Annotated in this window: 19 protein-coding genes, 2 tRNA genes and 1 pseudogene; 15 read left to right on the forward strand and 7 right to left on the reverse strand. The window is 73.4% G+C overall.

Annotated elements, in window-relative coordinates; translation table 11 throughout:
* Positions 1-108 precede the first annotated feature (108 nt).
* The 4 genes and pseudogenes from ACUXPL_RS03785 (at position 109) to ACUXPL_RS03800 (ending at position 4,867) form a co-directional block, all read left to right on the forward strand.
* Entirely contained in the window at positions 109-879 is a 771-nt protein-coding gene (locus tag ACUXPL_RS03785) for an IclR family transcriptional regulator (protein ID WP_454182422.1), read from the forward strand.
* Positions 880-1,035: 156 nt separating this feature from the next.
* On the forward strand, positions 1,036-3,657 hold the full coding sequence (pepN, locus tag ACUXPL_RS03790; RefSeq protein ID WP_420826607.1) for an aminopeptidase N: 2,622 nt from the start codon (positions 1,036-1,038) through the stop codon (positions 3,655-3,657).
* Positions 3,658-3,793: 136 nt separating this feature from the next.
* Positions 3,794-4,225 (forward strand): annotated as a pseudogene (locus tag ACUXPL_RS03795) (OsmC family protein); the annotation flags it as partial.
* A 168-nt stretch (positions 4,226-4,393) separates the two neighbouring features.
* Positions 4,394-4,867 (forward strand): globin, encoded by a 474-nt coding sequence (locus ACUXPL_RS03800; RefSeq protein ID WP_219338321.1) that lies wholly within the window; start codon positions 4,394-4,396, stop codon positions 4,865-4,867.
* Positions 4,868-4,907: 40 nt separating this feature from the next.
* Here the strand turns inward: ACUXPL_RS03800 and ACUXPL_RS03805 are convergent, their stop codons facing one another.
* A complete protein-coding gene (locus ACUXPL_RS03805; protein ID WP_073115484.1) occupies positions 4,908-5,618 on the reverse strand; it encodes a hypothetical protein in 711 nt (236 codons plus the stop codon).
* 77 nt (positions 5,619-5,695) lie between these two features.
* Between ACUXPL_RS03805 and ACUXPL_RS03810 the strand changes: the two genes are divergently transcribed.
* From ACUXPL_RS03810 to ACUXPL_RS03825, 4 genes are all read left to right on the forward strand, one after another.
* Positions 5,696-6,715 carry an acyl-CoA thioesterase gene (locus ACUXPL_RS03810; protein WP_180537394.1) on the forward strand — a complete coding sequence of 340 codons (1,020 nt, stop codon included), beginning with the start codon at positions 5,696-5,698 and terminating at the stop codon, positions 6,713-6,715.
* Positions 6,716-6,790: 75 nt separating this feature from the next.
* Positions 6,791-7,675, forward strand: coding sequence for an N-formylglutamate amidohydrolase (locus tag ACUXPL_RS03815; protein ID WP_180537393.1), 885 nt, complete (start codon positions 6,791-6,793; stop codon positions 7,673-7,675).
* Complete coding sequence (locus tag ACUXPL_RS03820; RefSeq protein WP_180537392.1) at positions 7,672-9,111, forward strand: flavohemoglobin expression-modulating QEGLA motif protein; 1,440 nt, start codon at positions 7,672-7,674, stop codon at positions 9,109-9,111. The genes ACUXPL_RS03815 and ACUXPL_RS03820 overlap by 4 nt, the downstream gene beginning before the upstream one ends.
* 28 nt (positions 9,112-9,139) lie before the next feature.
* A complete protein-coding gene (locus ACUXPL_RS03825; RefSeq protein ID WP_180537391.1) occupies positions 9,140-10,180 on the forward strand; it encodes a glutathione synthetase in 1,041 nt (346 codons plus the stop codon).
* Positions 10,181-10,268: 88 nt separating this feature from the next.
* Here ACUXPL_RS03825 and ettA read toward each other — a convergent pair whose 3' ends face one another.
* Together ettA and ACUXPL_RS03835 are read right to left on the reverse strand one after the other, a co-directional pair.
* Complete coding sequence (ettA, locus tag ACUXPL_RS03830; protein ID WP_180537390.1) at positions 10,269-11,951, reverse strand: energy-dependent translational throttle protein EttA; 1,683 nt, start codon at positions 11,949-11,951, stop codon at positions 10,269-10,271.
* Positions 11,952-12,049: 98 nt separating this feature from the next.
* Positions 12,050-12,601 carry a single-stranded DNA-binding protein gene (locus ACUXPL_RS03835; RefSeq protein ID WP_073115490.1) on the reverse strand — a complete coding sequence of 184 codons (552 nt, stop codon included), beginning with the start codon at positions 12,599-12,601 and terminating at the stop codon, positions 12,050-12,052.
* Between the two features lie 199 nt (positions 12,602-12,800).
* Between ACUXPL_RS03835 and ACUXPL_RS03840 the strand changes: the two genes are divergently transcribed.
* A tRNA-Arg gene (locus tag ACUXPL_RS03840) sits at positions 12,801-12,874 on the forward strand.
* A 115-nt stretch (positions 12,875-12,989) separates the two neighbouring features.
* Positions 12,990-14,435, forward strand: coding sequence for a DUF2079 domain-containing protein (locus tag ACUXPL_RS03845; RefSeq protein ID WP_454182046.1), 1,446 nt, complete (start codon positions 12,990-12,992; stop codon positions 14,433-14,435).
* Between the two features lie 36 nt (positions 14,436-14,471).
* Here the strand turns inward: ACUXPL_RS03845 and ACUXPL_RS03850 are convergent, their stop codons facing one another.
* The 3 genes from ACUXPL_RS03850 to mptB (ACUXPL_RS03860) are packed head-to-tail and all read right to left on the reverse strand — an operon-like array spanning position 14,472 to position 19,233.
* Positions 14,472-15,857, reverse strand: a complete 1,386-nt coding sequence (locus tag ACUXPL_RS03850) for a glycosyltransferase family 87 protein (protein WP_454182048.1) — start codon at positions 15,855-15,857, stop codon at positions 14,472-14,474.
* Positions 15,854-17,581 (reverse strand): polyprenol phosphomannose-dependent alpha 1,6 mannosyltransferase MptB, encoded by a 1,728-nt coding sequence (mptB, locus tag ACUXPL_RS03855; RefSeq protein WP_180537387.1) that lies wholly within the window; start codon positions 17,579-17,581, stop codon positions 15,854-15,856. Before mptB (ACUXPL_RS03855) ends, ACUXPL_RS03850 begins: the two co-directional genes overlap by 4 nt.
* The gene (gene mptB / locus ACUXPL_RS03860) at positions 17,578-19,233 is read right to left on the reverse strand and encodes a polyprenol phosphomannose-dependent alpha 1,6 mannosyltransferase MptB (protein ID WP_180537386.1); all 1,656 of its coding nucleotides are present in this window, start codon (positions 19,231-19,233) and stop codon (positions 17,578-17,580) included. The genes mptB (ACUXPL_RS03855) and mptB (ACUXPL_RS03860) overlap by 4 nt, the downstream gene beginning before the upstream one ends.
* A 90-nt stretch (positions 19,234-19,323) precedes the next feature.
* On the opposite strand from mptB (ACUXPL_RS03860), the gene orn reads away from it, so the two are divergent.
* From orn to def, 5 genes are all read left to right on the forward strand, one after another.
* On the forward strand, positions 19,324-19,950 hold the full coding sequence (gene orn, locus ACUXPL_RS03865) for an oligoribonuclease (RefSeq protein WP_454182051.1): 627 nt from the start codon (positions 19,324-19,326) through the stop codon (positions 19,948-19,950).
* Between the two features lie 103 nt (positions 19,951-20,053).
* Positions 20,054-20,126 (forward strand) — tRNA-His (locus ACUXPL_RS03870).
* A 167-nt stretch (positions 20,127-20,293) separates the two neighbouring features.
* The gene (locus ACUXPL_RS03875) at positions 20,294-20,599 is read left to right on the forward strand and encodes an antibiotic biosynthesis monooxygenase family protein (RefSeq protein ID WP_141844271.1); all 306 of its coding nucleotides are present in this window, start codon (positions 20,294-20,296) and stop codon (positions 20,597-20,599) included.
* Between the two features lie 140 nt (positions 20,600-20,739).
* Positions 20,740-21,150 (forward strand): four-helix bundle copper-binding protein, encoded by a 411-nt coding sequence (locus tag ACUXPL_RS03880; RefSeq protein ID WP_285140321.1) that lies wholly within the window; start codon positions 20,740-20,742, stop codon positions 21,148-21,150.
* A gap of 89 nt (positions 21,151-21,239) precedes the next feature.
* On the forward strand, positions 21,240-21,881 hold the full coding sequence (gene def / locus ACUXPL_RS03885; protein WP_180537383.1) for a peptide deformylase: 642 nt from the start codon (positions 21,240-21,242) through the stop codon (positions 21,879-21,881).
* Between the two features lie 12 nt (positions 21,882-21,893).
* On the opposite strand, the gene ACUXPL_RS03890 is transcribed toward def, so the two are convergent.
* Positions 21,894-22,787 (reverse strand): dihydrodipicolinate synthase family protein, encoded by an 894-nt coding sequence (locus tag ACUXPL_RS03890; RefSeq protein ID WP_454182053.1) that lies wholly within the window; start codon positions 22,785-22,787, stop codon positions 21,894-21,896.
* Between the last annotated feature and the right edge of the window lie 62 nt (positions 22,788-22,849).

Raw genomic sequence — 22,849 nt, forward strand, 5'->3', positions numbered from 1 at the left:
GCATGGCGCGTGCATTTCTCAAAATGCAAGCGGTGCAGCAACCACTGAGTCCATCAGATGGAACTGGCTCCGACACCGGAGCTGCGGCACGATGGACCGGTGACCCCTATGACCCCGCCCACCGGCGTCCTGCCCCGTGCCGCCCTCGTGATGCGCCTGCTGCACGAGGCCGGACCCGCCGGCCTGCGGCTGAGCCAGCTCGTCCAGCGGACGGGCCTGCCCCAGCCCACCGCCCATCGACTGCTGGCCGACCTGGCGGAGGAGGGTGCCGTGACCCGGCGCGGGGCCGCCTATGCACTCGGTGATCGGTGGGGCCCCGTCGGGTTCGAACCGGTGACGCCGCGGTGCCTGATCGAACGCGAGGCCAGCCGGGCCGTGGTCCAGGCCGCCGCGGACGAGCTGGGGGACACGGTCTACCTGGCGGCACGGGCCGCGGGCGGCGTGGCCTACCTCCTGCGATGCGACGGCGACTCCCCCGTGCGCGTCTTCACCGTGGAGGTCGGCGAGGTCAAGCGGCTTGCCGCCGGGTACGCCGGCATCGCGCTCCTAGCCCCCCTGCCGCCCGAGCGCCGGCGAGCAGAGGTGGACGCGGTCGTCGCCCGGCCTCCCCGCCGCTGGAACCTGACGGATGACGGAGTCCTGCACGACCTGCTGGACACCCTGCTGCGTCAGATGGACGAGCAGGGGTGGTGCGGCGGTGTGCCGGTCGTGCCCGGGGTGGCCGGAGTCGCCTGTGGCGTTCCGGCGCGGACGGGAAGCATCCCCCAGGTGTCCCTCACGGCCTCGGCGGCCGAGCAGCGGATGCCGCCGGCACGCGTGCCCGAGGTGGCTGAGGTGCTGCGTGCGGCGGCGACCCGGCTGGCCGAGATCGGGGGCTGAGCACGCCGGCCGGCCCGCCCTCCCGTGCGCCGTCCACGACGCCCGGGCCAGGTGGCACACTGGGGAGCACCGTGCCATGGCCCCCGTCACAGGCGCCCGGCCGTGCCGCATCCACCCGACCCCAGGAGGAGTCCGACCGTGACCACCGCCGCCGCCATGAACATCACCCGCGAAGAGGCCGCCGCGCGCGCGGCCGCCCTCACCGTGGACGCATACGAGGTGAGCCTGGACCTCACCCGTGGAGCGGAGCACTTCCACACGGCCACCACCGTGACGTTCGCGGCCACGCAGGACGCGGTGGGCACCCACACGTGGATCGACTTCGTGGCCGAGCAGGCTCCCACGGTGACCCTCAACGGCCACGCGCTGGACGTGGCGGACTTCGACGGCGCCCGACTGCGGATCGGCCCGCTGGCGGCGCAGAACACCCTCGTGGTCGACGGGCTCGGGGACTACAGCAACACCGGCGAGGGCCTGCACCGGTTCGTGGACCCCGTGGACCAGGAGGTCTACCTCTACACCCAGTTCGAGGTGCCGGACTCCCGCCGCATGTTCGCGGTGTTCGAGCAGCCCGACCTCAAGGCCGCGTTCCGCTTCACGGTGACCGCGCCGGCGCACTGGGCCGTGGTGTCCAACCAGCCGGAGGCCTCCCGCCGCACCCTCGGCGTCGTGGCGAACGAGGAGAACCCGCAGGGCGTGGACGCCGCGGTCTGGGAGTTCACCCCCACCCCGCGCATCTCCTCCTACATCACCGCGCTCGTCGCCGGCCCGTACGCCTCCGTGCACTCGGAGCTGACCAGCGCCGACGGCCGCACGATCCCCCTCGGCGTCTACTGCCGCGCGTCGCTGGTGGAGCACCTGGACGCGGAGAACGTCTTCGAGCTCACCCGCCAGGGCTTCGAGTTCTTCGAGGCCCAGTACGGCCACGCCTACCCGTTCGAGAAGTACGACCAGCTGTTCGTGCCCGAGTTCAACGCCGGCGCCATGGAGAACGCCGGCTGTGTGACCTTCCTCGAGTCGTACGTCTTCCGCGGGACCGTGCCGGAGGCGCTGACCGAGCGCCGCGCCATCACGATCCTCCACGAGCTCGCCCACATGTGGTTCGGCGACCTGGTGACGATGCGCTGGTGGAACGACCTGTGGCTCAACGAGTCCTTCGCCGAGTTCATGTCCACGCTCGCCGCCGCCGAGAACACGCAGTACACCGGCGCCTGGACCACCTTCTCCTCCATGGAGAAGAACTGGGCCTACCGCCAGGACCAGCTCTCCTCCACGCACCCCATCAAGGCCCGGATCCGCGACCTGGACGACGTGCTCGTCAACTTCGACGGCATCACCTACGCCAAGGGCGCCTCCGTGCTCCGCCAGCTCGTGGCCTGGGTGGGCCAGGAGAACTTCATGGCCGGCGTCCGCGCCTACATCGCCCAGCACGCGTGGGGCAACACCGAGTTGCCGGACCTCATGTCCGAGCTCGAGGCGGCTTCCGGCCGCGACCTGTCCGAGTGGACCCGCCTGTGGCTCGAGACCTCGGGCGTGAACACGCTGCGCACCGAGGTGGAGACGGATGAGGCCGGCACCATCACCGCGCTGCGCCTGCGCCAGAGCGCCCCGGACGGCTCGCCGTCGGCGCCCGGCGACGACGTGCTCCGCCCCCACCGCCTGGCCGTGGGCTTCTACGACGTGGACGAGGCCACCGGCCGCCTGACCCGCACAGAGCGCTTCGAACTCGACGTGGCCGGTGAGGTGACCGAGGTCGCCGAGGCCGCCGGCCGCCGTCGTCCCGCCGTGATCCTGCCCAACGACGACGACCTGGCCTACGCCAAGCTGCGCCTCGACGACGCCTCGTGGGAGGCCGCGTCCACCCGTCTGAAGGATGTGGACGGCTCCCTGGCGCGCACGCTGCTGTGGGGGGCGGCCTGGGACACCGTGCGCGACGGCGAGGCCTCCGCCGCCTGGTTCGTCGACCTCGTCCTGGCCAACGTCGGCCACGAGCGGGACTCGTCCGTGGTGCAGACGCTGCTGCGGCAGCTCGCGACGGCGATCGGCCTGTACCTGCCCGAGGACCAGGCCGAGGCCGTGCGGGTCGCGGCGGCCGACCGTCTGTGGGGCCTCGTCGCGGAGGCCGAGGACGGCTCGGACAACCAGCTGCAGTTCGTCAAGGCGTTCGCCCTGCACGCGCGCACCACGGCGCAGCTGGACCGCCTGGCCGCCCTCGTGGACGGCACCCGCACCGTGCCCGGGCTGGACCTCACCACGGACCTGCGCTGGGAGCTGCTCACCGCGCTGGTGGCGGCCGGCCGGGCCGGAGAGGCCGAGATCGCCGAGGCCGAGCGCGCCGACGCGACCGCCACGGGCGCGCTCGCCGCGATCCAGGCCCGGGCCGCCGTGCCGACGGCCGAGGCGAAGCGTGCGGCCTGGGACCGGGTGATGGCCGGCGAGCTGTCCAACACGGAGCAGCGCCAGGCCCTGATCGGGTTCGCCCGGGCCCACGACGCCGCGCTGATCGCGCCCTTCGCGGACGCCTACTTCGAGGGCGTCGAGGCGATGTGGGACTCCCGTTCTCACGAGATGGCCGAGACCGCCGCGACGCTGGGCTACCCGACCGCCCAGGTCACCCGGGAGATCGCCGACCTCGCCACCGCCCTGTCCGAGCGGCTGGCCGACACCCGCGCGGGGCTGTCCCGCGTCCTCGCCGAGGGCCGGGACGAGACGGTCCGCGCCCTGGCCGCGCGCGAGCACGCGACGGCGCACGTGCATCAGGTCCACGCCGGGGCCTGAGCCGGGCGGCGGCTGCAGCCGCGGCTGACGCCTCTGCTGGCGCTTCCGGGGGCGGTGCCGGTGGGCATTCCACGCAAGATGCCCTCCAGCACCGCCCCCGCCGCCGTCGAGACGCGGGCTGGCTAGGCTGGAACCCATGAAGCACACCTTCTCCCTGCGCACCGAGTGGACGGGCGACCGCGGCACGGGCACCTCCGGTGTCCGCGACTACGACCGCTCCGTGGTGATCCAGGACGCCGCCGTCGGCGAGATCCAGGCCTCGGCCGCCCGCCCCTTCCGCGGCGACGACTCGAAGTGGAACCCGGAGACCCTCCTGCTCGGCGCGCTCGCCGAGTGTCACGTGCTCTCCTACCTGCACGTCGCGGCGACCTCCGGGGTCGTGGTCACGGGGATGACGTGCGGGGTCGAGGGCGAGCTCGAGGTGGACGGCGACGGCGCCGGGCGGTTCACCGCGATCACGCTGCGGCCCGAGGTCACGCTGCAGGACGAGGCCGACCGGGAGCGGGCCGAGGCCCTCCACGCCGAGGCACACCGGCTGTGCTTCATCGCGAACTCGCTCTCGGCCCCGGTCGCCGTCGAGCCGGCCCGCCCCGAGGCCCCGCCCACCGGCACGCCGACGCTGCCGGACCACTCCGCGCGCCTGGGCGCCCCCCTGGCGGTGCTGCGGCCGCGCGTCGCCAAGCGCCCGTCCCGTGTGACGGGCCTGACGGACCGGCCCACCGAGGTCGAGCCGGTGATGCAGGAGGGCACGCCCGCCCCGGCGGACCAGGTGCGCGCCCGCGACGCCGCGGCGGGCCCCGCCGGTGCGACCCCGGGAACCCCGGCCGCGCCCGGTCAGGCCACCAGCTTCTACGACGCCGTCGGCGGCCGCCCGACCTTCGACCGGCTGACCGCCGAGTTCTACGCCCGCGTGCGCGAGGACGAGATCCTCGCCCCGATGTATCCGCAGGACGACTTCGAGGGCGCCCAGCGCCGGCTGCTCATGTTCCTGGAGCAGTACTGGGGCGGACCGCGGACGTACTCCGAGGAGCGCGGCCACCCCCGCCTGCGCATGCGTCACGCCCCGTACCGGATCGATCCGGCCGCGCGCGACGCCTGGCTGCGGCACATGCGCGCCGCCGTCGACACGCTGGAGCTGTCACCGCTGCACGAGGCCGAACTCTGGGACTACCTGGAGCGGGCCGCCCACTCCCTGCAGAACTCGGCCTGACCGGCCGCCAGGCTGCGAATTCGACGCGCCGGGCGCGGGCTCACACCGCCATGGCGGGGCGGCCCAGCACGAAGCCGCCGGGGGTGTCCAGGCGCGTCCACGGCCCCGCCGTGCTGAGCCGGGCACGGCCGCCGGGCCGCAGGAAGCCCAGCGCGTGCGCGCCGAAGGCCATGCCGGCCGGGAACTGCAGCGCCTCGCCCCCGAGCAGGGGTCCCCACATCTGCGCCCGGACCCTGCGGACCAGCGCCTCCCCCGGGTTCTCGGGCAGGGCGTCCCGCACGGCGTCCGCGCCGCGCGTGGCCACCTCGGCCAGCTCCTCGTCGGCGACCTCGGCCACGGGAGTCCAGCCGCCGCGGGGCGGGGTCAGCGCGGTCCAGGTGACGTGCTCGCGGCCCGGCGGCACGGCGAACGCCAGGTCGACGGGGTCCTGGCCGCGCATCCGGGCGGTGCGCTCGGTGACGGAGCCCAGGGCGACGACGGCGTCCAGGTCCGCCACGCCGTCGGCGGTCGCCAGGGGCACGGTGCGCAGCCCCAGGACGACGGGCACCCCGTCTCCGAGCCCGGCCGGCTGCAGCACGGAGACCCACTGGGCGAGCATCGGGGTGCGGGAGCGCCCCGCCTCGGGCACCACGTGCAGGCGCATGCCCGTGTCAGCGACGCGACGGGCGCGGGTGGCCAGCTGCTCGAGGTCCCGCACAGCGCGGTCGTCGACGAAGCGGAGGACGGGGGCGGCGGCGGAGTGCTCGGTCATGCAAGCATTGTCCCAGGTCCGTCGCGTCCCGGACCGCCCCGCCGTCGCGGGGTCCATTCACCTCGAAGGAGCCGTTCGTGCCGCAGCGCCATCCCCGTCCCCGCCCCGGTCGCGCACCGGTCCGCCCGGCCTCGGCCCCGAAGGACCCCACCGACATGCTGCGCGGGATCCTGGAGCTGACGCCGGCCGCGCCGGACCCGGTGACGGGTCAGGTCCGCTTCACGGGCACGACCCCCCGCCAGACGCACGGCCGGGTGTTCGGCGGCCAGGTGCTCGCCCAGGCGCTGGCGGCCGCCTCCCGCACGGTGCCGCCCGCCCGTCCCGCCCACTCGCTCCACGGCTACTTCATCCGCCCCGGGGACGCGCTGCAGCCCATCACGTTCACCGTCGAGACGCTGCGGGACGGCCGCTCCTTCTCCGTCCGCCGGGTCCTGGCCTCCCAGAACGAGAAGGCCATCCTCGCCCTGACCTGCTCCTTCCAGGAGCCCGCCGGCAGCGCGCTGGACCACCAGGTGGCCATGCCGGAGGGAGTGCCCCGGCCCGAGGACCTGCCCACGACGGCGGACGTGCTGGGCGCCATCAACCACCCCGTGGCCCAGGAGTGGGCCTGGTCCCGGCCGTTCGACATCCGCCACGTCACCCCGGCCGTCTACGTGGACCCGGCCGCGGACACCGAGAACCGCAACATGGTGTGGATGAAGACCTTCACACCCCTGGCGGACGACCCCGCGCTGCACCTGGCGGCACTCACCTACGCCTCGGACTACACGCTCCTCGAGCCGATCCTGCGGCAGCACGGCGTCGCCTGGATCCAGCCCGGCATGTCCGTGGCCTCCCTGGACCACGCGATGTGGTTCCACCGGCCCGCCCGCGTCGACGAGTGGCTGCTCTACGTCCAGGACTCCCCCAGCGCCCAGGGCGCGCGCGGCCTCGGCACGGGCGCCGTGTTCGCCGAGGACGGGACGCTCGTGGCCACGGTCGCCCAGGAGGGCATGATCCGCCTGCCCGAGGGGGCCGCCGCTCGGCGGGCGCGGGTCCGGGGCGCGGCCCAGCGCATGGCCCTGCGGACGGTGCTGCGCCGCAGCTGGCGGCGCTGACCCGGCAGTCCGCGCGGGTGAGGCTGCTGATCGGGCCTTGCCACGGGTGAGGCGGCTCGACCACCATCGGCTCCCATGACGCCTCATGCGACCGGCCCCGCCCACCCCGCCGCGGTGGACACCGTGTCCACCCGGACGCACGACGAGCCGTTCTCCGCCGTCGGACCCTGGAGACACGACCCGGCCGCCGCCGGGCAGGTCGTCTTCACCACCGTCCACTCCGGGCACGACCTGCGCCCCGAGGTGGCCGAGCGGATGGCGCTGACGGAGGCCGCGCGCTTCCGGGAGGAGGACCCGTTCACGGACGCGATCGCCCGCGGCGTGGGGTCCGGGATGATCATGCACCGCTCCCGGTTCGAGGTGGACCTGAACCGGCCGCGTGCCACGGCCGTCTACATGGAGCCGGCGCAGTGCTGGGGCCTGGACGTGTGGCGCCAAGGCCGGCTCGACGACGCCGTCGCCGAGCGCAGCCGTGAGGTCCACGACGCCTGGTACGCCGAGCTCGGGCGGCGGCTCGACGTCCTCGCCGCGCGCGGACCGTTCGTGGTGTTCGACGTGCACTCGTTCAACCACCGCCGCGACGGCGCGGACGCCGTCCCCGCCCCGCAAGCCGGGAACCCGGACGTGAACGTGGGCACCGGCTCCCTGGACCGCGAACCCTGGATCCCCGTGGTGGACGCGCTCATGGACTCCCTGGCCCGTCCGCTGATCAGCGGGGTCGGCCGGCGCCTGGACGTGCGCGAGAACGTGCGCTTCTGGGGCCAGAACGAGGCGCGGTGGGCGCACCGGCGCCACCCGGACACCGCGTGCGTGCTCGCCCTGGAGTTCAAGAAGGAGTTCATGGACGAGTGGACCGGTGAGCCGGACCCCGCCGTGATCTCGGAGCTCGCAGCCGCCCTGACGGACGCCGCCGACGCCGTCGCCCAGGCGCTGCCCGACGTGGAGGTGCCCACCCCGTGACCGCCGCACAGACCCCCGAGCCCGATGCGGCCGCCGAGACCGCCACCGAGCGCCGCGCCACCACCGAGACCGCCGCCCCGGACCCCGCCCGGGGCCCGACGACGGCCGGGCAGGTCGCCGTGGGCGCCGCGGACGGGGCGGGCCCCGACGTCCCGGACACGCACGGGACGATGCCGGCCGAGCACCCGGACGACGACGTCGAGCCGCTCGCCACCGGCCCGCGCGGCACCGGACGCGTGGTCGCCTCGCGCATGCTCTCCCGGTGGAGCGGCGACCGCCCGGACACGGGCCTGTCCCTGGCCGACCGCGCCGTCGACCACGAGCTGGGCATGCTGGCGGCCACGTTCCGCTTCCTGCTGGACGTGACGCCCACCAACGTCGAGACCGCCCGCCGGGCGTTCCTGGAGCGCGCCGAGATCGAGCCCTTCGAGTACCGCCGCCTCGAGGACGACCCCGACGTGCTGCGCCAGGTCCTCTACGACATCCCCGTGCAGGCCGTCGAGGACCCCGTCCTCGGAACCCTGCTGCGGAACAAGCAGCGCGAACTGGACCTGCAGCTGGAGATGCTCCAGGCCCGCGACACCGCCGACTTCATGCCGCTGTCCATCACGCTGTACGGGGCCATCACCCCCGCGCTGCGGGAGACCGCCGAGCACATCCTCGCCGCCGTGCCCGTGCCCGAGCCCGGCGGCGAGGACGCCCTCACGGCCCAGGAGTTCCTCGGCCTGGCGCAGGAGGAGATCGAGCGGTACCGGGACCAGGACGCGGACATCGAGGCGCACGCCGAGATCCGGCGCGACGTCTCCGGCGTGATGGTCTCGGGAGACACGCTGCTCGTCGGCCCGGAGTCCCGCGTCCAGCGGGCCCGCGCCGACGCGCTGCTGCAGCACGAGGTCGGCACCCACCTCGTGACGCACGTCAACGGCTCCGCGCAGCCCATCGCCTGCCTGGCCACCGGCCTGGCCGGCTACGACGAGACCCAGGAAGGCCTCGCCGTGCTCGCCGAGGCGGCGTCCGGCCAGCTCACCCCGTTCCGCCTGCGCCAGCTGGCCGCCCGCGTGCTCACGGTGCACCGCATGGTGGCCGGCGCGGACTTCCACGAGTGCCACCGCGCGCTCGTGGAGGACGGGATCCCGCCGTCGTCGGCGTTCACCACCGTGATGCGCGCGTTCCGCTCCGGCGGCATGACGAAGGACGCCGTGTATCTGCGCGGCGTCCTGGACCTCGTGGACCACGTCCAGCGCGGCAACGGACTGGAGCTGTTCCTGCTCGGCAAGTTCGCGCTCGCGGACCTGCCCCTGCTGGAGGACCTGCACCGCCGCCGGATCCTGCGCGAGGCGCGCATCCACGCGCGCTGGCTCACGGAGGAGGCGTGCCTCTCCCGCGTGCGGGCGCTGCATGACATCGTGGACCCCGCCCAGCTTGTCAGCGCGTGAGCCCCCTCGGTCGACCCCAGGAGAGAGCATGAAGATCGGTTTCGTCGTCAACGACGTCGCCACGGAGAAGCCCGTGTACACCACCACCCGCCTGGCGATGGCGGCGTCGCACGCCGGCCATGAGGTGCACCTGTTCGGGACGGGGGACTTCGCCTACGAGCCGGACGGCTCCCTGTCCGTGCTCGCCCACGGCCCGGACAAGAACCACCGCTCCCTCGAGCGCTACCTCGAGGCCGTGCAGCACGAGGACAGCGCGGTGCAGACGCGGGTGGACGACTTCGACGTCGTCATGCTGCGCAACGACCCGGCCGACGACGCCGCCGACCGCCCCTGGGCGCCCACCGCCGGCGTCTCCTTCGGCCAGCTCATCGCCGCCGCGGGCGTGCTCGTGGTCAACGACCCGCACACCCTGGCCAACGCCCTGTCCAAGGCGTACTTCCAGCACTTCCCGGAGATCGTCCGGCCCACCACCCTGATCTCCCGCGACGAGGACCTCATCTCCGACTTCGTCGACGAGATGGGGGGCAAGGCCGTCCTGAAGCCCCTGCAGGGCTCGGGAGGCTCGGGCGTGTTCCTGGTGGACCGGAAGGAGTCGCGCAACCTGTCCCAGATCGTCGAGGCGATCGCGCGGGACGGCTACGTGGTCGCCCAGGAATACCTGCCCGAGGCCAAGAACGGCGACGTGCGCATGTTCCTGATGAACGGTCGGCCGCTGCAGGTGGACGGTCAGTACGCCGCGTTCCGCCGTCGCGCCTCCGCCGAGGACGTGCGTTCCAACATGTCGGCCGGCGGCCAGGCCGAGAAGGTCACGGTCACGGACGAGATGCTCGAGCTCGTGGAGGCCGTGCGGCCCAAGCTGCTGGCGGACGGGATGTTCCTCGTGGGCCTGGACATCGTGGGCGACAAGCTCATGGAGGTGAACGTCTTCTCCCCCGGCGGCCTCGGCTCGTGCCAGGCGCTCTACGACGTGGACTTCGCCCCGGCCGTCATCGCCGACCTGGAGCGCAAGGTCGCCGTGGACCGGCACTACCGGGGCCGGATCGAGAACGCGCACCTGGCCACCATGTGACCCCGCCCCGGCACGACGACGGCCCGTCGCGATCGCGTGATCGCGGCGGGCCGTCGTCGGCGCGGCGCCCGGGGGCGCGTCGGCCGGCTCAGTCGCGCGTGAGCTTGCGGTGCGTCACGCGGTGCGGGCGGGCGGCCTCGGGGCCGAGCCGATCGACCTTGTTGGCCTCGTAGGACTCGAAGTTGCCCTCGTACCAGTACCAGTTGGCCGGGTCCTCCGCGGTGCCCTCGTAGGCCAGCATGTGGGTGGCCACGCGGTCCAGGAACCAACGGTCGTGCGAGACGACCACCGCGCAGCCCGGGAACTCGAGCAGCGCGTTCTCGAGGGAGGTCAGGGTCTCCACGTCGAGGTCGTTGGTGGGCTCGTCGAGGAGCAGCAGGTTGCCGCCCTCCTTGAGGGTCAGGGCCAGGTTCAGGCGGTTGCGCTCACCGCCGGAGAGCACGCCGGCCTTCTTCTGCTGGTCCGGGCCCTTGAAGCCGAACGCGGACACGTAGGCGCGCGAGGGCATCTCGACGTTGCCGACCTTGATGTAGTCCAGGCCGTCCGAGACGACCTCCCACAGCGACTTCTCGGGGTCGATGTTGGAGCGGGACTGGTCCACGTACGAGATCTTCACGGTCTCGCCGATCTTCAGCTCGCCGCCGTCCAGGGGCTCGAGGCCGACGATGGTCTTGAACAGGGTGGTCTTGCCGACGCCGTTCGGGCCGATCACGCCGACGATGCCGTTGCGGGGCAGGGAGAAGGACAGGCCGTCGATGAGGACGCGGTCCCCGAAGCCCTTCTTCAGGTCCTTGGCCTCGATCACGACGGTGCCCAGGCGCGGGCCCGGCGGGATCTGAATCTCCTCGAAGTCCAGCTTGCGGGTCTTCTCGGCCTCGGCCGCCATCTCCTCGTAGCGGGCCAGGCGGGCCTTGGACTTCGCCTGACGGCCCTTCGTGTTGGAGCGGACCCAGTCGAGCTCCTCGGCCAGGCGCTTGGCGAGCTTGGCGTCCTTCTTGCCCTGCACCTCGAGGCGGGCGCGCTTGGTCTCCAGGTAGGTGGAGTAGTTGCCCTCGTAGGGGTAGAGGCGGCCGCGGTCGACCTCGGCGATCCACTCCGCGACGTGGTCGAGGAAGTACCGGTCGTGGGTGACGGCGATGACGGCGCCCGGGTAGGTGGCCAGGTGCTGCTCGAGCCACAGCACGGACTCGGCGTCCAGGTGGTTGGTGGGCTCGTCGAGCAGGAGGAGGTCGGGCTTCTCCAGCAGCAGCTTGCACAGCGCGACGCGGCGCTTCTCGCCGCCGGAGAGGTTCGTGACCGGCTCGTCGGCCGGGGGCGTGCGCAGGGCGTCCATCGCCTGCTCGAGCTGGGAGTCGATGTCCCACGCGTCCGCAGCGTCGATGGCGGACTGCAGCTCGCCCATCTCCTCCATGAGGGCGTCGAAGTCCGCGTCCGGGTTCGCCATCTCCTCGGAGATCTGGTTGTAGCGCTGGATCTTGCCGTAGATCTCGCCGACGCCCTCCTGGACGTTCTCGAGCACGGTCTTGGACTCGTCCAGCTTGGGCTCCTGCATCAGGATGCCCACCGAGTAACCCGGAGAGAGACGCGCCTCGCCGTTCGAGGGCTCGTCCAGCCCGGCCATGATCTTCAGGATCGTCGACTTGCCGGCGCCGTTGGGGCCGACCATGCCGATCTTCGCCCCGGGGTAGAACGACATGGTGACGTCGTCCAGGATCAGTTTGTCGCCCACCTTCTTGCGGGCCTTGACCATCGTGTAGATGAATTCCGCCATGCGGCCCAGGCTAGTCGGTGGCCGCGGGATTCCACTCATCGTGCCGATCCCGCGACCACCGAGCCCGCTCCCCCTCCGTGCTCCGTGCCGCCCCGTGGTCAGGCGACGCCGGCCGCCGCCGGCTCGCGCTCGGGGGCGCCCGCGTCCGACTCGTCCGGGCCGGGCGAGGCCGGGGCGTCGCCACCCTGGAACCCGTCCGGCAGGCCCGCGCTGAACCCGTCGCCGACCGCGCCGGCCCGCCCGCCCGACGCGTCGTCGTCGCGCGGGGCCGACTCGGGGCGCGGCACGGCCGCGCGCTGGCTGCGCTGGAACGCCGCCGAACCGAAGCCGAGGTCCAGCCCGACGGCGTCCGCCACCACGTCCACGGACGTGCCGGAGCGCTCGCCCGAGGACCAGTCGCGGACCCGGAGCCGACCGGTGACGATCACGGGGTTGCCCTTCTTCACGGACTGGGCGGTGTTCGAGCCGAGCTGGCCGAACGCCGAGATGCTGTACCAGTTGGTGTGGGCGTCCACCCACTCGGCGGTCTCGCGGTCGAAGCGCCGCTCGGTGGTGGCCAGGCGGAAGCCGGTCACGGCGGCCCCGGATGCGGTGTGGCGGGTGGCGGGGTCCGTGGCCACGAAGCCGCGCACGGTGATGAGGTCCTGCATGGTGTGCCTCCTGGGCTGGGCCCCGGTGGGCGCCGGGGCGGGTCGTCGGCGCATCGGCTGATCCGCCACGGCCAGACAACCCCGCCGCGGGGCGCCCCGGCAGGATCGGGGGCCGGCCTGGGGACACGTGGAGGTCCCCGGGCGACTGTGCAGGAGCCGACGGCGCCGCCGTCTGCGGCCGTTAGACTGACACGGCCCAGCCCCAGTAGCTCAGCTGGACAGAGCAGCGGCCTTCTAATCCGCCGGTCGGGGGTTCGAATCCCTCCTGGGGCACCCAGACCAGGGGCGGAGCCGTCCGAGCACGCCCGACGCCCGCCCGAAGGAGACCGTCCTGGACCGTCTGCGCTCCTGGCTCCGTGCCCCGCGACCCACCGTCCCCGAGGTCCGTGTGACCCGTCGCGAGGGCGTCCAGCTGGCCGCCCTGCTCGTCGCGGCCGCGGTCCTGTACGTGACGCACTCCTTCCTGCGGTACGCCACCTACGAGGCCAAGGGCTACGACCTGGGCATCTTCGACCAGGTGGTGCGGCAGTACGCGCTGTTCAACGCCCCCCTCAGCTCCGTCAAGGGCGTGGACTTCCACATCCTCGGCGACCACTTCCACCCGATCCTCGCGCTGCTGGCCCCCTTCTACTGGGTGTGGCCGGACCCCCGCATGCTCGGCGTGGTCATGGCCCTGGCCCTCGCCGCGTCCGCCGTGCCGGTGTACCTGTTCGCCCGTCGTCGCACGGGACACGGGGTGGCCCTGGCCGCCGTCGCCGCCCTGCTGCTCTCCTGGCCCTTCCAGGCGATGGTGAACTGGGACTTCCACGAGGTCACCCTCGGCGTGCCGATCCTCGCCTGGCTCGTGTGGGCCCTGGACGGGCAGCGGGCGTGGCTCGCCACCGGCCTGGCGGCGCTGCTGCTCACGGTCCGAGAGGACATGGGCGTGACCCTGCTGGCCGTGGCCCAGGTGCTGGCGATCCGTCGCTTCTGGCCGCAGGCCGCGGTCACCGCCGTGCTGGGCGTGCTCGGCTACTGGTTCGCCACGTCCGTGGTGATCCCCCACTACTCCCCCACCGGCGCGTTCGGCTACTGGCAGTTCACCGCCCTGGGCCCGGACATGCGCAGTTCGGTCCTGTTCCTGCTGACCCAGCCGTGGAACGCCGTCGCGGTGCTGTTCGACCACCCGCTGAAGGTGGCCCTCTGGCTCCTGCACTTCGTCCCGCTGCTGTTCCTGCCGGTCCTGAGCCCGCTCACGCTGATGGCCCTGCCGATCCTGCTCTCGCGGCTGTTCAACGACCGGCTCAACGTGTGGGCCCCCGTCTACCAATACGACGCGATCCTCGCCCCGCTGCTGCTCATGGCCGCGCTCGAGGCGGCCCACCGGCTGGCCGGACGCCGGGACGCGCTGCGCCGGCTGCCCGCCGTCCTCGTCTCCGCGGCACTGGCCGCCGGTCTGATCGGCACCGCGTTCTTCCCGCAGGTGTACCCGCTGCACCGCACGATCGTCGGCGACATGACGACGACGCAGCACGCCCGCGACCTCGACCACGCGGTCGGGCTGATCCCGGACGGGGTGTGCGTCGAGGCCGCCGACAACGCCGTGCCGCACCTGACGGCCCGCACCCACGTCGGGCTGCACGGGGACATCGGCGACGAGCTGGCCACGTGGATGATCGTGGACACCTCGGTGCCCGAGCTCGGCGGCTGGGACCCCCTCACCCCGGAGCAGGCACTGGACCGCGCCGAGCGGCTCGGCTTCGAGCGGGTCTGGTCCGCGCGCGACGTCGTCGTCCTGCACCACCCGGACCGCGCGGTCTCGCCCACCTGCACGACGTACCTCGAGCACCGCTGAGCGGCACCCCACCGCGCCGGCGGACCCGCTCCGCCGTCAGCGGCCCTCGGACTCGCCGAGTGGCTGCAGGCCGCGTCCGGCCGGGGGCAGGAGCAGTCGGTCACGGGCACCGGTGAAGACGCCGGCGTGCGGGTCCTCCGCCACCCCCGGGGCGATCTCGGGGGCGCCCTGGTCGAGGGCGGTGCGGCGCACCGGGTCGCGGGCGGGGTCCAGGATGTCCTTGACCACCGTGGTCATGAGCCACACGAGGGCGACGATGTGCGCCACGATGCCCGAGGCGTACCAGGCGGTGATCCACCAGGCGCCGCCGGCGAACGCCCCGTCGGAGGTGATGCGGGCCGACTCCATCCACACCCCGCCCCAGTGGTAGACCTCCACGGCCTGCCAGATCCAGAACGCGCGCCACCGCGGGGTCGCGAGGACCACGAGCGGGATCAGCCACATCACGAACTGCGGCGAGTACACCTTCCCCCACAGGATGAAGGACGCCACGATCAGGAAGCACAGCTGGGCCATGCGCGGACGGTGCCGCGCCGCGAGGGCGAGGTAGGCGATCCCCACGCAGCACACCAGGAACAGGCCGTTCTGGAGCGTCGTGAACGTCTCCCCGGACCATCCTGTCCAGGCCAGCGCCAGCCAGGTCGAGGAGAAGGAGACCGCGCGGTCCCCCGAGAACGTGTAGAAGCGCGACCACTGGTCGAACGCCGTCAGCATGAACGGGAGGTTCACGGCGAGCCAGGCCGCCGCCCCGGCCACGGCCGCCTTCAGGAACCCGGCCCAGCGGCCCGTGCGCAGCGCCAGCACGAAGATCGCGCCGAAGAAGAACAGCGGGTACAGCTTCGTGGCGGTGCCGAGCCCGATGAGCAGGCCGGCGAGGGTCGGACGGCCCGCCGTCCACGCCCACAGGGCCAGGGCGGCCAGCATCACGGCCCACAGGTCCCAGTTGAGCATCGAGGTGAGGATGATCCCGGGGGCCAGGGCCACGAGCAGGGCGTCCCGGGAGCGGCCGCGCGCGGTGTACGCGGTCGCGACGACCAGCACGATCCAGCAGAGCACCACGCCGATCGCGTTCACGTCGAAGTAGGTCACGGTGCGCTCGTGCAGGTCGCCGGAGGCGGGCACGAGCCACATGGTCACGCCCGCGACCACGGCCAGCAACGCCGGGTACTCCATCCACTGCTCGGGCGGCAGCGGCGTGTAGAAGGGGAAGTGGCCGTCGGAGAGGCCGCGCGTGGGGAACAGCTGGGCGAAGTCCGAATAACACATGTGCGCGTGCACGCCGGGGGCCGCCCAGCCGTTCACGCGGCACCACTGCTTGGTCAGCACGCCGACGGCGGCGGCCGCCACGGTCAGGCCCACGAGCAGGCCGACCCAGCGGGCGCTCGGACGGGTCGGGGCGGGGCTGCGGGGGTGGGAGGTCACGGTCTCTCCTGGGGGATGCGGGTGGACGAGGTGGCGGGGTGCGCGGCGGTCGACGGCGGCCCGTCGGGCGGTGCGTCCGGCGGCACGCCCGCCTCCGGAGGCGTCGGCGACGCCGCCGCGGCCCGCGGCTCGACCACCTCCAGGGGTGGACGCCGCCGCCCGGGGAACAGGGGCGCGGTGACGGGATCGCGGTGGATGATCCATCCGATCCCCGCGAGCATCAGGACGAGGGTGAACACGCGGACGGCCAGGACGGGCAGCCACTGCGCCACGGAGAGCTGGTCCACCACGCCGACGCCGGTGAGCAGCAGCACCGCGAGCGCGGTGACCCACCCGAGCCAGCGGGGATGGTCGGCGCCCCACGGCAACGGGCGGAGGGCGCACGCCAGCAGCGGCAGGACCCAGAGCAGGTACCACGGCTGGATGATCGGGGCGGTGGCGACGGCCACCACGAGCACGGCCGCCGCGCTGAACACCGGGTCCAGGGGGCGGCGGCGCAGGGCCAGCCACGCCGTGAAGCCGAGGGCCGACACCGTCATGACGGTGTAGAAGGCCGCGGCCACGTCGCGCGCCCCCAGGGGCGTCACGGCGTCGACGCCCGCGCCGAGCAGCAGGCCGAGCAGGCCCACGGGAGCGTACGGGAACGCCGCGTCCCCGCTCGTGAGCATGGCCGGCACCCAGCCGAACCAGAGGCCGGAGCCGGCGCCGAGGATCGTGAGGACGGCCAGGGAGATCACCACCGTCGTGAACCACGGGCCGAGCCGGTCCCGCCGGCGCAGACGCGGATCGGCCGCGCGGAACCGGGCCCAGCCGGTGGGCAGGAGCAGGGCCACGAAGGGCAGCACCAGGGCCGTCAGGGGCTTGATCGCGACGGACAGGGCGATCAGCACGATCCCCCACAGCGCATGCACGCGGCGGCGGGGCGGGCGGACCATGAGCAGGATGCCCGCGAGCATCAGCCCCGACATCAGCGCGTCGTTGTGCGCGCCGGCGATCATGTAGAGCAGGAACAACGGGTTCGCCACGGCCACCCACGTGGCCCACGGCCCGCAACGGCCCGCGACGGCGGCCAGCCGCGGCACCGCCCACAGGCACAGTGCCAGGCCCGCCAGGGCGAGGAGGCGGAACGCCGTGACGGACAGTTCGATGGTGCCGCCCGTGGCCCGCCACGTCGTCTCGGCGAACAGCAGGAACAGCGGCCCGTAGGGGGACGGGGACTCGGCCCAGATGGAGTCCGCCCCCTGCATGAACCAGCCGGGCAGGGCGGACACGCCCTGGGAGTACGGGTCGAGACCCGACGCGAGGAGCCGGCCCTGCTGGAGGTAGGAGAACACATCGCGGGAGAAGATCGGCAGCGCGAGCATCAGCGGGGCGGACCACCACCAGGCGGCCCGGGCCACCAGGCGGCCGTGCTCCTCCCAGCGGTCCCGCAGCGCGCGCCCCAGCTCGAGCCAGGATCGGACGAGGAGCAGCGAGCCGGCGGCCAGCAGCACGGTGCTGAGCAGCACGCCGGGCAGGTAGACCCGCAGCGGGTTGAGCAGGGTGGTCCCGGAGAACACCGAGTCGGGCGTCATCGGCAGCCACCCCACGCCCCAGGAGCCCACCGTGATGAGCACGGACGCCCACGTGCCCCGGCGGACGGCCGCGCCGGGCTCGGGCTGCGCCGCCGCACGGGTCGGACGGGGCCGTCGGGCGCCGGTCGTCGCGGGGGCGGCGGGCCTCACTCCCCCGGCTCCACGGGTCGAGGGGCGCCACGGAGCCGGGCCAGGCCGGCGCGCACGGCGGGGCGCACGTGCCAGTGGTCCTTCACGAACCGGCTGGTGCGGCGGTCCACGACGAGGATCCACAGCAGACACACGGCGGAGACGATCAGGGACAGGGCCTTGACCTGGTCCTCGATGTCCAGGAACTGCCAGGTGAAGAGCTGGTCCGACGCGCCGAACGCCAGGAAGTAGCCGACCGTGAACACGACCCACTTGATCTGCCAGTTGTCCCGGATGCCGATCACGGCGAAGAACGGCAGCAGCCACAGCAGGTACCAGGGCTGGATGATGGGCGAGAGGATCACCAGCGCGGTGAACGCCCAGGTCATGCGCGTCATCACGCGGTCCTGGCGGCCGAGGAACATCAGGGCCAGCACGATGAGCACCGAGAGCGCGCGTCCGGCGGTCTTGTACACGCCCTCGACGGCCTGCACGTCCGCCCCCTGTCCGAGGAGCTCGCTCGCCCCCACCGTGATGAGGGACAGCATGCCGATCGGCCCCCACGGCACGGTGCCCGTGCCCGTGCCGACCATGACGGCCACCCAGCCGAAGCCGAAGCCGTTGAGCACGCCCACCAGGGCCATGAGGCCGAAGGAGATCCCGGCGGTGAGGGCCCAGAAGGCGAACCGGCGCGGCCATCGGGCCGTCGGGCCGGCCCACAGCAGGCCGATGAACGGGAGCAGCACGAGGGTGATGGGCTTGATGCCCAGGGACAGGGTGACCAGCACGACGCCGGCCACCCCCCACGCGGCGGACTGCCCGGGCCGCTGGGGGCGGAGCGGATGCCCGGCGCGCAGCGCGCACCACGTGCCGGCCAGGGCGAGGCCGACCATGAGGGCGTCGTTGTGCCCGGACGCGACGAAGCTGATGGTGAAGAGCGGGTTGGCGGCGCTGATCCACTGCGCCCACGCTCCGTTGACGCCCAGCCGGCGGGCCAGCAGCGGCACGAAGACCATGCTCAGCGCGACGCCGGCCACCGCCACCAGGCGGAACAGGAAGATCGCCAGGTCCGGGTTCATGTCCCCCGAGATCGCGACGACGGCCTGCTCGATCCAGAGGAAGATCGGACCGTACGGGGTCTCGGAGTCCGCCCAGGTCGCGTCCGCTCCGAGCTGGAACCAGTTGGACAGCGAGGAGATCGTGTCCACGTAGGGGTCCTGCCCCGCCTCCATGAGACGGCCCTGTCCCACGTAGGCGAAGATGTCCCGGCTGAAGATCGGCAGGGCCACGACCTGGGGCAGGCACCACAGGACGGTGGCGAGGTTGACCGTGCGCAGGGCGCCGCGGCCGAAGGGGCGGATCGTCTGGCCCAGGCGCAGCCAGGCCCAGAACATCACCCAGCAGCCGAGGGTGAGGAGCGCCGTGCCGGCGAGCACGCCGGTCTCCTGGGTGCGCCACGGGATCAGCCACTGCCAGCGGTTGATCGGGGAGGCCGAGGCCAGCCAGCCGACGGAGTACGAGCCCACCACCAGGAGGAGGGAGCCGAGGGTCCCCACCAGGATGGGCCACCAGTCCGCACCGGCGACCTGGGGGTCCGCGCGGAGGCCGCCGACACCGATGTACTCCGGCCGGTGGGCCGTGGACCCGGACGGACGCGGGGTCGACACGCTCATGCGACGGGTCCTTCCGTGCGGTCCTGCGAGGGCGCGCGAGGGCGCGGCTCGCTCGAATCTACCATCGTGACACGCGAGTAGCCTGGGGGCATGAGCGAGACGAGCACCCCCACGCCGGAGAGCGCCCCCCTGGTCTGGATCGACTGCGAGATGACCGGCCTGCACCCCCAGGTCGACGAGCTCGTCGAGGTGGCGGTGCTCATCACGGACGCCGAGCTGAACATCCTGGACGAGGGCATCGACCTGGTGATCCGTCCCTCCGCGGCGGCCCTCGAGCAGATGGACCCGTTCGTCCGGGACATGCACACCACCTCCGGCCTGCTGCCGGAGCTGGCGGAGGGCCTCGAGCTCGACGACGCCGCCGCGCGCGTTCTCGAGTACATCGCCGCCCGTGTGCCCGCCGGCAAGGGCCTGCTGGCCGGCAACTCGGTGGGCCAGGACAAGCTGTTCCTCGCCCGCTACATGCCCGCCGTCGTCGACCACCTGCACTACCGGATCGTGGACGTGTCCACCGTGAAGGAGCTGGCCCGGCGTTGGTACCCGCGCGCCTACTACCAGGCCCCCGCCAAGACCGGGGGCCACCGCGCCCTCGGGGACATCAAGGACTCCATCACCGAGCTGCGCTACTACCGGGCCGCCGTCATGGCCCCCGCCCCCGGCCCCACCACGGAGGAGGCCCGCGCCATCGCGCAGGTGGTGTCCGGGGCGCAGGCCTGACCTCCCTCCCGAGGGGTCGGGGGGCCGGATTCGGCGCCCCGGCCGAACTCGTGTACAGTGGAGCCCGCTGCGTCGCGCGGGGAGCCCCCGCAGGACGCGTATGGTGGGTGTAGCTCAGTCGGCAGAGCGTCTGGTTGTGGTCCAGAAGGTCGCGGGTTCAATCCCCGTCACTCACCCCGAAGGAAGGCCCGGAATCACGCGAATGATTCCGGGCCTTCGCGCATCCCGGACGCGCTGGCGACGAGGGACGCCGGCGGCCGGGTCGTCGCGGCCCTCCCCCGGGCGTAGCCTGGCGGGACGGCGTCGTCCCGACGCCGCCCCGTCAGCGAAGGAGAGCCCCGCCGTGTCCGTCGTGAAGATCAACGCCATCACCGTCCCCGAGGGCGCCGGCCCCGAGCTGGAGAAGCGCTTCGCCGCCCGCAAGCACGCCGTGGACGCCGAGCCCGGCTTCGAGGGCTTCCAGCTGCTGCGCCCCACCGCGGGCGAGGACCGCTACTTCGTGGTGACCACGTGGGCGACCGAGGAGGACTTCCAGAACTGGAAGGGCGGGCGCATGCCCGCCGCTCACGCCGCCGAGTCCGAGGGGCGCCCGGCGCCCGTGGCCACGGGCGCGGATCTGCTCGAGTTCGAGGTCGTCGACCTGGACTGAGCCGCCCCCCGGGGGGGGAGCGGAAGATCCGGGACCGGGCCCTTCTGCCCGCCGCGCCCGAGGCCTACCGTGGCGGGCAGGGCGGTCCTGGACCGACCAGGGCGGCCCGACCGATCCGATCGAGGAGAGACGAGGACGCCATGACCCACCACGTGAGCGCGATGCTCGAGACCCACCCGAAGGACCTCGGCGGCGTCGACCGCCGGAAGCTGGCCGAGTGCATCGAGGCCTGCCTCGCCTGCGCCCAGACGTGCACGGCCTGCGCGGACGCGTGCCTGTCCGAGGACATGGTGGCCGAGATGCGCCGGTGCATCCGGCTGAACCTCGACTGCGCCGACGTCTGCGGGGCCACCGCTGCGGTGCTGACCCGCCAGACGGGCGAGGACGCGTCCACCGTCCGGGCCCTGCTCGAGGCCTGCCGGACCGCGTGCCGGGCCTGCGGCGACGAGTGCGCCTCCCACGCCGAGATGCACGAGCACTGCGCGGTGTGCGCGGAGTCCTGCCGGCGCTGCGAGCAGGCCTGCGCCGACCTGCTGGCCTCGCTCGGCTGACGGGCGGCGGCGCGGCGCGCGGCGGTAGGCTGGAGGCTCCCCCTCATCCCTCCACGCAGGCCCTCCCCCGGGCCGGGAAGCGCAGTGCCATGGCCTCCATCCGTCCCATCACCGTCTACGGCGAGCCCGTGCTGCACCGGCGCGCGGCCGAGGTGGAGGTGATCGACGACGAGATCCGCGAGCTGATCGAGGACATGTACGTCACCCAGGACGCCGCGCATGGCGTGGGCCTGGCCGCCCCGCAGGTCGGGGTCGGGCTGCGGATCTTCACGTGGACGTTCCCGGACTCCGGCGACGCACCGAACGTGGGACACGTGATCAACCCCGTGCTGACCCACCTGGACAAGGCGCCGCGGGAGGACCCGCACCCGGACGAGCACACCGAGGGCTGCCTCTCGGTGCCCGGGCTCGGTTTCCCCCTGCAGCGCCCGACCCGCGTGCGCCTGTCCGGCCAGCGCGTGGACGGCGAGATGTTCGAGTTCGAGGCCGAGGGTTGGTTCGCGCGCATCATGCAGCACGAGTACGACCACCTCAACGGCACCCTCTACGTCAACCGGCTCGAGGGGAAGTGGCAGCGGCGCTGGAAGCGTGCGCAGCGGGCCGAGCGACTGAACGTGCCCGGTGTGACGTGGCTGCCCGGCACGGACGAGGATCCCTTCGGCCACGACGCCGACGACCACGCGGACCACGAGCACGGCCCGGACTGCGACCACGGGCCTGAGGAGGCCTGACCGCCAGCCGGCTCAGTCCAGGCCCAGCTCCGTCACGACCGCGGCGCACCGGCCACGCTCCCCCGCCGCCAGCGGCCGCAGCGGACGCGGCAGGCAGTCCACGTCCGCGAGGCCGAGGTGGGCGGCGACGGCGGCCATCACCCGCAGGGACCCGTGCGCGCGCATCATCGCCCACAGCGGCTCGAGGCGGGCCGTCGCGTCGCGGGCCCGGTCGCGCAGCGCCTCGTCGGCGGCCGCCGCGTCACGGGTCAGGGAGGCGGCGGTGCGGGGCAGGGTCCCGCCGAGGACGGAGTGCCAGGCGTCGCACCCGGCGAGCAGGCCGGCCGTCGCGACCGCGTCCCCGGAGATGCCCACGCCCGTCCCCGGCGGCAGCGCGGCCCGGATCCGGCCGACGCGCGCCCGGGTCGCGGCCTCGTCGTCCTCGGACCGGCCGGGGATCTTCACGTCGCACACGGGCGCGGCGGCGGCCACGCGGGTGTACATGCGCTCGGTCATGGCCACGTGCGTCGTGGTCGGGTTGTCGTAGAGGACGACGGGCAGGCCGGTGGCCGCCCCGACGTCGGCGAACAGACCGACGACCTCGTCCTCCGTGAGCGGCTGGTAGGTCATCGCGGACAGCAGCAGCCCTGCGGCGCCCGCCGCGGCGTGCCGGACGGCGTCCTCGGTCCGCAGCGCGGAGACGCCCGCCAGCACCGGTACGGGGCCGGCCGCGGCGACGGTCCGCCGGACGGTCTCCGCCCGGTCCGCCCGGCCCAGGTACGCCCCCACCCCGGTCGAGCCCAGCACGGCGACGGCGTCGACGCCTGCGTGGACGGCCCGGCCGGCCAGCCGTTCGAGGGCGCCCGGATCGGGCCGCCCGTCCCGCAGCGGGGTCAGCAGGTACGCGTTCAGTCCGGGGAACTCCATGGGACAGGACTACCACGCCGGGCCGACCCGGTCGGCACACGACGACGGCCCGTCCCCTCCGC

The sequence above is a fragment of the Micrococcus sp. 140720015-1 genome (assembly GCF_053627595.1).